10 protein-coding genes are annotated in these 12276 nt (G+C 71.4%); 3 read left to right on the top strand and 7 right to left on the bottom strand.

Annotation, left to right across the window (positions count from 1 at the left end; genetic code table 11):
* Positions 1-126: 126 nt before the first annotated feature.
* Complete coding sequence (locus tag ACZ9QC_RS33485) at positions 127-1737, bottom strand: MFS transporter (RefSeq protein WP_472916514.1); 1611 nt, start codon at positions 1735-1737, stop codon at positions 127-129.
* 498 nt (positions 1738-2235) lie between these two features.
* Between ACZ9QC_RS33485 and ACZ9QC_RS33480 the strand changes: the two genes are divergently transcribed.
* Together ACZ9QC_RS33480 and ACZ9QC_RS33475 are read left to right on the top strand one after the other, a co-directional pair.
* Positions 2236-3444: a glycosyltransferase family 39 protein gene (locus ACZ9QC_RS33480; protein WP_472921885.1), complete on the top strand. Its 1209-nt coding sequence runs from the start codon at positions 2236-2238 to the stop codon at positions 3442-3444.
* A 228-nt stretch (positions 3445-3672) separates the two neighbouring features.
* Positions 3673-4698, top strand: coding sequence for a phosphatase PAP2 family protein (locus tag ACZ9QC_RS33475; RefSeq protein WP_472916513.1), 1026 nt, complete (start codon positions 3673-3675; stop codon positions 4696-4698).
* Positions 4699-4802: 104 nt separating this feature from the next.
* Here ACZ9QC_RS33475 and ACZ9QC_RS33470 read toward each other — a convergent pair whose 3' ends face one another.
* Positions 4803-5018, bottom strand: coding sequence for an I78 family peptidase inhibitor (locus tag ACZ9QC_RS33470; RefSeq protein WP_230218798.1), 216 nt, complete (start codon positions 5016-5018; stop codon positions 4803-4805).
* Between the two features lie 384 nt (positions 5019-5402).
* Here ACZ9QC_RS33470 and ctaD point away from each other — a divergent pair, with 384 nt between their 5' ends.
* Entirely contained in the window at positions 5403-7133 is a 1731-nt protein-coding gene (gene ctaD, locus ACZ9QC_RS33465; RefSeq protein WP_472916512.1) for an aa3-type cytochrome oxidase subunit I, read from the top strand.
* On the opposite strand, the gene ACZ9QC_RS33460 is transcribed toward ctaD, so the two are convergent.
* The 5 genes from ACZ9QC_RS33460 to ACZ9QC_RS33440 all read right to left on the bottom strand — a co-directional run bounded on the left by ACZ9QC_RS33460 (position 7042) and on the right by ACZ9QC_RS33440 (position 12224).
* The gene (locus tag ACZ9QC_RS33460) at positions 7042-8052 is read right to left on the bottom strand and encodes a helix-turn-helix transcriptional regulator (protein WP_472916511.1); all 1011 of its coding nucleotides are present in this window, start codon (positions 8050-8052) and stop codon (positions 7042-7044) included. The genes ctaD and ACZ9QC_RS33460 overlap by 92 nt on opposite strands.
* A gap of 55 nt (positions 8053-8107) precedes the next feature.
* Positions 8108-8947 (bottom strand): hypothetical protein, encoded by an 840-nt coding sequence (locus ACZ9QC_RS33455; RefSeq protein WP_472916510.1) that lies wholly within the window; start codon positions 8945-8947, stop codon positions 8108-8110.
* Positions 8944-10206, bottom strand: coding sequence for a glycosyltransferase family 4 protein (locus ACZ9QC_RS33450; protein WP_472916509.1), 1263 nt, complete (start codon positions 10204-10206; stop codon positions 8944-8946). Before ACZ9QC_RS33450 ends, ACZ9QC_RS33455 begins: the two co-directional genes overlap by 4 nt.
* 172 nt (positions 10207-10378) lie before the next feature.
* On the bottom strand, positions 10379-11671 hold the full coding sequence (locus tag ACZ9QC_RS33445) for an ABC transporter substrate-binding protein (protein ID WP_472916508.1): 1293 nt from the start codon (positions 11669-11671) through the stop codon (positions 10379-10381).
* Positions 11646-12224 carry an MTB12 C-terminal domain-containing protein gene (locus tag ACZ9QC_RS33440; RefSeq protein ID WP_472916507.1) on the bottom strand — a complete coding sequence of 193 codons (579 nt, stop codon included), beginning with the start codon at positions 12222-12224 and terminating at the stop codon, positions 11646-11648. Before ACZ9QC_RS33440 ends, ACZ9QC_RS33445 begins: the two co-directional genes overlap by 26 nt.
* Between the last annotated feature and the right edge of the window lie 52 nt (positions 12225-12276).

Below are 12276 nucleotides of genomic sequence, written 5' to 3'. Positions count from 1 at the left end.
ACCTCCGGCTCAAAAACTAGCGACGCTAACCACCGTACCCACTCATCGCCGTCTCGGCTGCGGGCCGTCCGTGACCGCCTCGCGCGGTTCCCCGGGCCCCTCACGGCGCCCGGTTCCCGGAACAGCTCAGCGCATCGACTCCGCACGTACAGGCGCCGTCGGCTTCGCCTCCCGCTGCCCCGGCACCTCCGCGGAGCTCCCGCACTCCATGCCCCGGGGCAGCCGCAGGGCCATCACCGCGCCGAGGACGAGCAGCGCCGCGCTCACCAGCAGTGTCACGTGCAGCCCGTGGACGAAGGAGTCGCGGGCGGCGTGCCGCAGGGCCTCGCCCGAGGGCCCGCCCAGCCGGTCGGCGACCTCGTACGCCTCGCCCAGCGAGTGCCCGGCGGCGTCGGAGGCCGAGCTCGGCACTCCCGGCACGGACGACAGTCCGGGCGCGTACGCCGCGTTCATCACACTGCCAAGGAGCGCGATCCCGATGCCGGCGCCCAGTTGGTAGGAGGTCTCACCGATCGCCGCCGCCCCGCCCGCCGAGGACGCGGGCGCCTCGCTCAGCATCGACTCGTACGCCCCGAACAGGGTCGTCTCCAGGCCGAAGCCCAGCAGTACGAACCCGGCGAGCAGCAGCCCCGCGTTGTCGTGGCGTCCCATCGCGGTCAGCAGGACGACCGCGAAGGCGGTGAGGCAGAAGCCGAGGGAGACCATGCGGCGCGGTCCGAAGCGGTGCAGCATGTGGGAGCCGACGAGCCCGGCGGCCATCGCGGCGACGGTCAGCGGCAGCAGGCGCAGCCCCGTCTCCAGCGGGGACAGGCCGAGGACCAGCTGCAGATACTGCGCGGCGATCAGTTCGAGTCCCACCAGCGCGAGCATGGCGAGGACGATGCAGCCGACGGAGGTGCTGAACGCGGGCCGCGCGAACATCCGCAGGTCGACCAGCGGATGCCTCCGGCGCCGCTGCCGTCGCACGAACACGATCAGCAGGGCGGCGCCGCCGAGGAGGGCGAGCGCGGTGCCCGGGTCGAACGGCGGGTGGCCGCCGCCGAGCCGCTTGACGCCGAGGACGACGCCGAAGAGCCCGAGCGCGGCCATCAGGGCGCCGACGACGTCCCAGGGGCCGTCGCGGTCACCCGTCGACTCGGGCAGCAGCAGCCGTCCGATCGGCAGACTGACCAGCATCAGCGGGATGTTGACGAGGAAGACCGAACCCCACCAGAAGTGCTCCAGCAGGAAGCCGCCGAGAAGGGGTCCGACGGCCGCGCCCACGGCGGCTACCGCGCTCCAGACACCGATGGCGAGCGCCCGTTCGCGGCGGTCGGGGAAGACCTGCCGCAGGATCGACAGCGTCGCGGGCATGATCATCGCGCCGCCGACGCCGAGCAGGGCGCGGGCCGCGATCAGCACGTGCGGGGTGTCCGCGAAGGCGGCGAGGGCGGAGGCGACGCCGAAGAGGGCGTAGCCGAGGAGGAGGATCCGTCTGCGGCCGACCCGGTCGCCGAGTGTGCCGAAGAGGATCAGCAGCGAGGCGCAGACCAGCGGGTAGACATCGACGATCCAGAGCAGCTCCATGGCGCTCGGCTTGATGTCCTCGGTGACCGCGGGCATCGCCACGTGCAGCACGGTGGCGTCGACGGCGACGAGCAGCAGGCTGACGCAGAGGACGACGAGGACGACCCAGCGGTTTGCACCGGCCCCGGTGTCCCGACGGCGTCGCGAAACGGCCGTGGGCGTCCCGGACATGTACGTACCTCCCAGATGCTCTCGCGTTCGGCGGAACCAGCGGGGCGGGGACTCCCCGGTGGTCACGGCCCGGGCGGAGCGGGGTCCCGGGCCCGCGCAACGAAAGGCGAGCGAGCCGTCAGCGTACGCGAGTTCCCGCCGGTGGAACGTGGTGGGTGTCTCATGGAACCCTCATGTGACGTGTGGCATACGCCACGCCCCGGGCCGCCACCGGTTCTCCATGGCTCCTTCATCACTCGTCCGTGGTTCCTCGGTCACGGTCCATCACGAACCACCACGTGACGGCGTCCCGGCCGGTTCCTGGCGCCGTCGATAATCGAGCGCGTGACCGATCCAGGGGGTGCTTTGAAAGTCCAGTGTGGTGCCTGCGGTGTCCGGTGCGTGCCCTCGGCGTGCCGGACGAAGGCCCTCGTAGCGGAGCTACTTGGGTCTTTGGCCGGTGCGGCGAGGGTGCGTGCCGGGCGCCGCGGGTGCTGTGCGGGACTTTCAAAGCACCCCCTGGCCACGCGCCCGGCGGCGCCCCTCCTGAGGCGGGCCGCCCCCGCGCTCCTCGGGTACGCGGCCGTGCGCGCCCTGGGCCTCGTCGTCCTCGCCGTCTGGAGCGCGGCACGCGACAAGAGCGCCCTGACGCTGCTGTCGGCCCGCTGGGACTCGCTCTGGTACACCCGCGTCGCCGAGCTCGGTTACGGCTACGAGGTGCGGCTGCCGAACGGCGACGTCCACTCGAACCTGGCCTTCTTCCCGCTGCTGCCCTGGCTGGAGCGGGCGGTGTCCGCGGTGACCCCGCTGTCGTACGCCCACGCCGGTCTCGCCGTCGGCACCCTCGCCTCGCTCGCCGCGGCCTGGGGGATCTTCGCGGTCGCGGACCGGGTGTACGGGCGCCGGGTCGGCGTGTGCGCGGTGCTGCTGTGGGCGGTGCTGCCGGTCGGCGTCGTGCAGTCGATGGCGTACACGGAGTCCCTGTTCACCGCGCTGGCCGCGTGGTCGCTGTACGCCGTCCTCACCGGCCGCTGGGTGACGGCGGGCGTCCTCGCGGCGCTTGCCGGGCTGACCCGCCCGGTGGGGCTCGCGGTGGTGGCGGCGGTGTGGGCGGCGGCGATCGCGTCGTACGCGGGAGAGCGCCGACGCACCCTCCCGCGCACCGGGGACCCCGGCCCCACTCCCCCGTTCGTACGAAACCGGAGTGCCGAATCATCGGGAGGCGCCCGTCCAGGGGTGCGCGCCCTCGGGATGCTCCTCGCGCCTCTGGGTGCCCTCGGGTACGTCCTATGGGTCGGCCACCGCACGGGCGGGGGCCCGCTCGGCTATCTCGACGTGCAGGCGGGGTGGCGCAACGGCTTCGACGGCGGCTACGCCTTCGCCCGTTTCGTCGCCGACAAGTTCACGTCGTTCCCCTCGGCCCTGGCGGGCGTCGGCCTGATCATCGGAGTGGCGTTGATCATTTGGCTGTACGCGGTCTGTGTACGTCAGGGGCAGCCGCTCCCGCTGCTGGTCTACGCGGGGGTCGTCACCGCTCTGGCCCTGTGCGCGTCGAGCTACTTCGGCTCGAAGCCCCGGTTGCTGATGCCGGCCTTCCCCCTGCTGCTGCCTCTCGCGCGCGCCCTCGCAGGCGCGCGTACCCCCAGGTCAGCGGCGATCCTCGGGGGCGTCACGGCGGTGTCGGCCGTCTACGGGGCGTTCTGGCTGAATGGCTCCGGTCCGCCGTGACGGACGGCGAGCGGCCGGGTAATTCCACGCGAGCAATCGGTGAACGAATTCAAAAGCGCCACAGAACGACCGCCCAGTATTAGGCCATGGAATTGAAGGCCGAGTGGCGCAACGATTCGTCATTCAGCAGAAATAAACATCATTCTGAGAGGAATCCCACATCACGGCGTCATCACAAAGCCGGTGATTCACGCCGCGTCGGAGCTCACTCGCTGTAACGTCGATTGAGTGCGTACCGAACTAAAGCCGACCCGTCTGGACCGGGTCTTCTCCAGGCTGGACCGTGAGCCGGAACGACCGGCCCACATCGATGTACCGGTGATGACCCGCCACCGGGTGGTGCTGTTCGCCTCCACCCTGGCCTTCTACGTCGCCATCGTGTGGGCCGTCGTCATCACCTCCTGGCTGGTCCGGCTCGACTGGCAGATCATGTTCTTCCGGCCGTACCAGCAGTGGCAGCAGATCCACGCCTTCCTCGACTACTACGTCGTCCTGGGCCAGCGCGGCCCCACCGCCGTGATGGTCGCCGCCTGGCTGGGCTGGCGCTCCTGGAGACAGCACACCCTGCGGCCGATGCTCGCGCTCGGCGTCTCGCTGCTGCTGCTCAACATCACCGTCGGCGCCGCCAAGCTGGGCATGGGCCGGCTCGGCCCGCACTACGCCACCGAGATCGGCTCCAACGAGATGTGGCTGGGCGGCGACATATTTCCTTCGGGACACACCGCCAACGCCGTGGTGACCTGGGGCATCCTGGCCTATCTGGCGTCCACGCCGAGAGCCAGGCGCTGGCTGTCCGCGCTGTCCGCCGTGATCTCGCTCGGCGTCGGTCTCACCACCGTCTACCTCGGTACGCACTGGTTGAGCGACGTCCTGCTGGGCTGGGCCGCCGGCCTGCTGATCATGCTGGCGCTGCCCTGGTTCGAGCCGCTGATCGCCCGCGCCGAGGTGGGGCTCTTCTCGCTGCGGGACGCCTGGCGCGACCGCCGTGCGACACCGGCACCGGTGTCCGCGCCGACGCCCGCCGTGGGCACGGCCCCGCTGCGGGCGCCCGCCGAGGAGCCCGCGACCGCCCGGGACACCGGCATCGCGGCCCGTGCGGCCCAGCCCCCGATCGTGCCGCTGCATCTGGCCCCCGGCCCGCATCTGACCAGGTCGGAGCGGACCCCGGTGACCCCGCTCGGCACCCGGCGGCCGCCCCACGCGGACCGGGTGGCCCGGAACGCGACCTCGGCCCGACCGGTCGCGGGCGGCTGACACGAGACAGCGGGGCCCGGTACGCACAGCCCATGCCCCGCACGGCGAAGGCCCGGCTCCCGAGGGAGCCGGGCCTTCGCCCGTCCTCGACCCGACGCTCGGGTTCAGCCCTTCCAGGCTCGCTTCACCCGGCCCTCCTCGACCTCCAGGTTCAGCCGGCCGAAGCGGTACTCCATGGTGATGATCGCGCCCGGCGGCAGCTTTCTGACCGTGGACCAGCCGCGGTCGGCGGCGCGGCGCTCGGCCTGCGACGCCTCCAGACCGACGTAGGCGTCGGGGTCGTCCCGGGGCTCTTCGGAAGGAGTGGGAAAGGGTGCCATGACCGCCACGGTAGGCGGCCCGGGGCCCCGCTGTCCCCCCGCAGTCACGCTTCTGTCACAGAACCACGACACCCGTTTCGGCCCAACGCAGTCACACGTACGAGCGGTTCCTTACGCCTTCCGCGTGCTGCCGAACGTAATTCCCGGGCGCTTCGACACCATCGCGAATAGCCCGTCGGAAAGCATGTCCGGGGCCGTGTGTGTCCGGTGCATGTCCAGCCTTTTCCCACCGATTCCCGGACGGCTCCCGGAAGCCCCCACCTCATGGGAAATACACGGTTCCCACACACTTCCGCCGTACGCCCCCTGTCGGAGCGACCGGGGCACGAGCATCATGGCGTGCGTGCATCACGGGCCCAGGACGCGGCAGCGAAGGGGCGAGCGATGGGGACCGAGACCGTACAGGCGCCGGCGCGACCCGCGGGGGCGAAGGCGCCGGGGCGGCTGGTGGTCGACTGGCTGACCACGACCGACCACAAGAAGATCGGCCACCTCTACCTGGTGACGTCCTTCCTGTTCTTCCTGGCCGCCGGGCTGATGGCGCTGGTGATGCGCGCCGAGCTGGCCCGGCCGGGCACCCAGATCGTGGACAACGAGCAGTTCAACCAGTTGTTCACCCTGCACGGCACGATCATGCTGCTGCTCTTCGCGACCCCGACCTTCGCCGGGTTCGCCAACGAGATCATGCCGCTCCAGATCGGCGCGCCCGACGTCGCCTTCCCCCGGCTGAACATGCTGTCGTACTGGCTGTTCCTGTTCGGCGGACTGATCGTGCTGGGCTCGCTGCTGGTGCCGTCGGGGCCCGCCGACTTCGGGTGGTTCGCCTACGCGCCCCTGAACAACGCGGAACGGTCGCCGGGGATCGGGGCCGACATGTGGATCATGGGGCTGGCGCTGTCCGGCTTCGGGACGATCCTCGGCGCGGTGAACTTCCTGACCACGATCATCGGGATGCGCGCCCCCGGGATGACGATGTTCCGGATGCCGATCTTCACCTGGAACACGCTGTTCACGTCGATCCTGATCCTGATGGCGTTCCCGGTGCTCGCCGCCGCGCTGCTGGTCCTGGAGGCGGACCGGCGCTTCGGCTCCCAGGTCTTCGACGCGGCCAACGGCGGCGCGCTGCTGTGGCAGCACCTCTTCTGGTTCTTCGGGCACCCGGAGGTCTACATCATCGCCCTGCCTTTCTTCGGGATCATCACGGAGATCATCCCGGTCTTCAGCCGCAAGCCGATCTTCGGCTATCTGACGCTGGTCGGGGCGACGATGGCGATCACCGGGCTGTCGGTGGTGGTGTGGGCGCACCACATGTTCGCCACGGGCGCGGTGCTGCTGCCGTTCTTCTCGTTCATGAGCTTCCTGATCGCCGTGCCGACGGGGGTGAAGTTCTTCAACTGGACCGGGACGATGCTGAAGGGCTCGCTGTCCTTCGAGACACCGATGCTGTGGGCGACCGGCTTCCTGGTGTCGTTCCTCTTCGGCGGGCTCACCGGGGTCATCCTGGCCTCGCCGCCCATGGACTTCCACGTCACCGACTCGTACTTCGTGGTCGCGCACTTCCACTACGTCGTCTTCGGCACGGTCGTCTTCGCCACCTTCGCGGGGTTCTACTTCTGGTGGCCGAAGTTCACCGGGAAGCTGCTCGACGAACGGCTCGGCAAGATCCAGTTCTGGACGCTCTTCGTCGGGTTCCACACCACGTTCCTGGTGCAGCACTGGCTGGGCGCCGAGGGCATGCCCCGGCGGTACGCGGACTATCTGGCCGCCGACGGGTTCACGGCCCTCAACACGGTCTCGACGATCGGCTCCTTCCTGCTGGGCCTGTCCACGCTGCCGTTCCTCTACAACGTCTGGAAGACCTCCCGGTACGGCGTGCAGGTCGACGTGGACGACCCGTGGGGCTACGGCCGGTCGCTGGAGTGGGCGACCTCGTGTCCGCCGCCGCGCCACAACTTCGTGACGCTGCCCCGGGTGCGTTCGGAGTCCCCGGCGTTCGACCTGCACCATCCGAGGTTCGCGGCGATCACACCGCCGCAGACCCGGAGGGGCCAGGAGCGGACGCCGCACCCCCGGTTCGGTCAAGAGCGGCCGACAGGCGGTCCCGAAGGGTCCTGACGGTCTCGGTCAGCCCCTCCGGTTCGACGACCTCGAAGTCGACGCCGGTCATCATCACGTGGATGGCCATCACGTCGAGGCTCGGGGCACCGGTGCGCAGCAGACAGCTGTGCTCGTCGTAGGGCTCCAGGGTGCCCGCCGAGGGCGAGATCCGCTCGGCGGCCTCCTGGAGGGGCACCAGCAGCCGTACGACGGCCTGCGAGGCGTACGCGCCCCGGGAGACGCCCTTGGAGACGTACGCGGCGAGGTCCTCGGCCGGTGGCTCGCGGGGCGGGAAGCGCGGCCCGTGGGGCGGCTTGGGAGTGAGGCGGTCGACGCGGAAGGTGCGCCAGTCGGCGCGGTCGACGTCCCAGGCGACCAGGTACCAGCGGCGCTCGGTGCACACCAGACGGTGCGGCTCGACGGTCCGGCGGGTGGCGGTGCCCCCGTGGTCGCGGTACTCGAACCGCAGCCGCTCGGCGTCCCGGCAGGCGTTCGCGAGTTCGGTGAGCACCGCCGGGTCGACGGCGGAGAGCTGCGGGCCGCGCATCATCGGGACGGTGAAGGCGTTCAGGGCGCCCACCCTGCGGCGCAGCCGGCTCGGCAGCACCTGTTCGAGCTTGGCGAGGGCGCGTACGGAGGACTCGCCGATGCCGTCGATGCCCTGGCCGGCGGCCGAGCGCAGCCCGACGGCCACCGCGACGGCCTCCTCGTCGTCGAGGAGCAGCGGCGGCAGTTCGGCGCCGGCGCCGAGCTGGTAGCCGCCGCCGGTGCCGGGGCTGGCGTTGACCGGGTAGCCCAGTTCGCGCAGCCGGTCGACGTCCCTGCGGACCGTGCGCGCGGTGACGCCGAGCCGGTCGGCGAGTTCCGGGCCGGACCATTCGCGGTGGGCCTGCAGGAGCGAGAGCAGCCGCAGGAGCCGTGCCGATGTCTCCAACATGGGGGCGAGTCTGCCAGCGGTCGAGGACAGGGAGTGTCCTCGACCGCCGACCGATTCACGGGGCGGCGACGACCGTGACGGAGAGGTCGTTGTGGGCCGTGTAGTACGGGACGCCCTCCACCGGGCCGTGCGCCGACTCGGCACGGGCCCTGGGGTAGACGAAGACCGGGTGCTTGTCGACGACGTCGTCGAGCAGCCGTGCGACCCGCACCTTCGGGCCGTCCTCGCCCCGGGGCCGCAGCCACAGGTCCCAGTGGCCGGGGCGCAGGTCGCCGTAGGTCACGGTGAAGCGGACCTCGCCCCGGTCGTCGTGCGCGGTGAGGTCGGTCCGTACGGCGGCCAGCACGCCGTTCTGGTCGGTGAGCTCGGCGTACCCGTCGGGCGTGGCCTCGGTGCCGTACAGCCGGGCGGTCACCTCCAGCCGTCCGTCGCCGATGTTCAGTGCGCCGGCCTCGGCGTGCGGGGAGCGCTCCCAGCTGCGGATGGTGAGGTTGCCGTGCCTGGTGCCGTACGGGATGCGGACGACGATCCGCTCCGACGAGGCGGCCGGGGATCGGTCGACCAGGGAGCGCAGGTCGTTGACGCCCGGGGCCAGGCGCCGGGGCTCGTTCCCGGCCGTCTGCAGGTGGACGTCCCAGAAGCCCTCGGGGACGTCCACGCTGCTCGGCAGCGCGGCCCGCAGCCGGCCGTCGCCGGCCGGGGTGAGGGGCAGCCGCACCCGCTGGTCGTCGTCGCGGCGCACGAGGAGCAGCTGGGCGGGGCCGGACACGCCGTGGTCGGGGAGCTCGAAGGTCAGGCCGCCCGCGAAGTCGGCCACGCAGTCGGTGCGGGGGGTCGTGTCCCTCTCCTCCTGGCCGTCGCTGTGCGTGGGCGACTTGGGAGCCAGCGTCATCATGCGGTGCGCCCCTTCTTGAGGGCCGAGCGTCCGGCATCCCGCACGGCGTACGCGCCACCGAGCAGAGCGCCCCGGGTGCGGTGCAGCGAGCCGCGCATCCGGCCCACCGAGGAGGCGCCGCCGCGGGCGACGAGGTCGCCGAAGAGCGTCTCGTAGCGCTCGGCGATGCGGGACGGGTCGAAGCGCTCGGAGTCCTTGAGCGCGGCGTGCGCCATCTGCTGACGCCGGTCGTCGTCGTTGATGAGCTCCAGCAGACCGTCGGCGATGGCCTTGACGCTGCCGACCTTGACCAGGCGGCCGTCGACGCCGTCGTCGATGATCTCGCCGGGGCCGTGCGGGCAGTTGGTGGAGACCACCGGGAGACCGCAGCGCATGGCCTCGACGATCGTCATGCCGAACGACTCCAGGCTGGAGGTGACGGCTGCGACGGAGCCCTTGGCCCACTCGGGCTCGATGGGGTTGGCGGGACCCATCAGGTAGACGTGGTTGTAGAGGCCCAACTTGTCGACGAGGGCGCGGAGTTTGTCCTTCTGCTTGCCGCCGCCGTAGATCCTCAGGCGCCAGTCGGGCCGCTCCTCGCGCACCCTGTCGAAGGCCTTGATCAGCAGGTCGTACCGCTTGACCGGGGCGAGCCGTCCGGCGGCGACGACCCACTTGCCGGTGCCGTCCGCCGGGTCGATGCCGGGTGCGGGCACCGGGTTGGGCACGGCCTGGACGCGGACGCCGGGCAGCCGCATCTTCGAGCCGTAGGCGCGCGCGTCGGCCTCGGTGGTCGTGGTGAGGGCGTCGAGCCTCGGGTAGACGCCACGCAGGGTGGCGCGCAGCGCCGGTGAGTGGCTGTCGAGCGTGAGGTGCTCCTGGCCGACGCGGATCGGACCGCGGCGGGTCTGCTTCGCCATGTGCACGTTCAGTCCGGGCCGGGTGCCGACCAGGACGTCGGCGTCGACCGAGGCGAGGTGCTCGGCGATGCGCCGGTCGGTCATGACGCTGTACTGCCCGTAGCGGCCCTCGGCGCGCGGGAACGCCTTGGCGGGGCGCTCCAGGTCGGCGTGGCCCTTGTCGGCGCCGCCCGCCCGGATGTCGACGAGGCCGCGCAGCCGGACCCGCGGATCGACGTCGAACACCGGCTCGTCACGGTGACGGAAGACGGAGACGATCTCCACGTCGTGCTGTTCGGCCAGGGTGTTCGCGAGGTTGTACGTCGTGCGGATCGTTCCCCCGATCCCGTACGCGTTGTGTATCAGGAAAGAAATGTGCATGCGTCCCCCGAACCCCCTGCTTTACCTGGTCATCCGTCAATGGCGCTGCTGGTCCAGCGCCGTACGGTTAGACCCGGCCTCCCCGGGAATGGTTGGACCTCATCATCAACTTGTTTTTGAACGGTTGCGTGATCGATAGCCGGGAGAGGCAACCTCTTCGCCTCATAACGCATCAGGGGCTGTAGGGCAGTTGGGGTACGTCGAAGCAGGTGTCGTTCATGTCGCCCTGGCTCACCCACCCCTCGCCGTCCCGCCAGCGGGCCACCGACACACAGGTCCGGCGCGTCGTCGGCGGCTCGGCGAGCCGCTCGAAACGCACGGGGACGAGCAGCCCGTCGGCGCTGTAGGGCTCGTCGCGGTTCATGAACCGGTCGACGCACGCACGGGTGACGCCCTCCGCGCTCCCCGCGCACGATCTCGCCGCGTCCGTGAACCACATCGCGGCCGCCCAGCCCTCCAACTGCCACTGGGAGTGCGTCTTCAGGTCCTTCGTCGCGTCCCGGAACTCCCGTACGGCCGGGTCGCCGACGTCCGCGTGGTTACGGCTGGAGCCGGTGGCCCACAGGGCGTTGCGGCAACGCGGGGCGTCCTTGTACTCCTCGGCGACCTCGGAGGTCCAGTTCTGGACGTTGGTGACCTTGGCGGTGACCTCGGCTCCCACGTCGTCCATCGCCTGGCAGAGCCGGGCGTTGCCGTGGCCGTCGATGGCGTCGAAGACCAGGTCGGCGCCCCGCTCCTTGATGTCGGCGGCGGCCGCCCGGAAGTTGGGCAGCGCGAAGTCGACCTGCTCGGTCACCACTTCGTACCCCTCGGCCCGCAGCCCCTGGACGATCAGGCGGGCGTACGCGGCCGACGCCGACTGGTTGTAGGAGACCACGGCGGCGGTACGGGCGCCGTGCTCGCGCTGGAAGTAGCGGTAGACCTCGGTGCCGCCGTACTGCTTCCCGTCCCAGCCGGTCGTGCCGTCCCGGGGCGCGAGGCTGCCGTAGACGCTGTACAGATACGGGTACGTGTCGTACGCCGGCCCGATGGGCTGGCCCCCGATGTCGGGCACGCGCGCGCGTGCGACCCGGGCGGCGCCCGCGTAGTCGAGGGCGGTGGTGGCGACCAGCGCCACCACGCCGTCCTCCTCGACGAGGCGGTGCACGCACTCGTTGTTGCCGACACCGCTGCCCCCGTCGTCGCACTCCCGCACCTCGACGCGGCGGCCGTCGATGCCGCCGCGCGCGTTGAGCGCGGCGAACCAGGCCTTCGCGCCGTCGCGCGGCCCGGTGAACGCCGTGCCGCCGACCGGGCTGGTGACGCTGGTGATGATCCCGACGCGCAGCGGCTCACGGCTCGACGGGGCGGACGTGGCGCTCCCCCGCTCGAAGTCGCTCTCCGGGAGCCGGCTGCCGCAGGCCGTGGCCAGCAGGAGCAGCAGGCCGACGGCGGCCGTCTCAGCAGCCCGGGCCGGGTGTCGCATTGCCGCTCAGCGCGACCAGCCCGCACAGGGTCTTGACGGACACCTTCCAGGTGCCGTCCTGCTCGACGGCCGTGCCCGCCGCGTCCGGCAGCGCCGTGGCGCCCTCCAGCAGCAGGGTGTACGTGACGTCGGCGCCGGTCGCGGAGGTGAACTCGACCTTCTTGACCTCCGCCTCGACCTGTCCGCCGCGCTCGTCACCGCTGAACGCCGCGAGGACGGGGCCCATCTTCTCGCCGTTCTCCAGAACGGCCTGCTTCTCCTCGGTCGAGGTGCCCGGGTCGAAGAACGCCTTCCAGTTCTCCTTGATCTCCTTCTCGGCCGCCGCCGTGTCCGCGGGCCCGCTCGCGCTGGTGGTCTCCTCGGCGGGTTCGCTCGCCGTCCGTTCCACCGTGGGGGTCGGCGGGGCGCTGTCGCCGCCGCCACCGCTGTCGTCGCTGCACGCCGCGAGGGCCGGGGCGAGGAGGAGGACCAGGGCGGCCGCCAGGGCCGTTCCCCGTCCCGCCGCCCCGGATCCGCGTCCGTTCGCCCGCCTGAGGTCGCTCCCGAGAACCATCTGGCTCACCACCGGGTGTCGGTCCGGGCGGCATGCGCCCGGTTCTTTCAGG

The organism is Streptomyces sp. HUAS MS02 (genome assembly GCF_055702265.1).
This window is presented reverse-complemented; position numbering and strand designations above follow the sequence as displayed.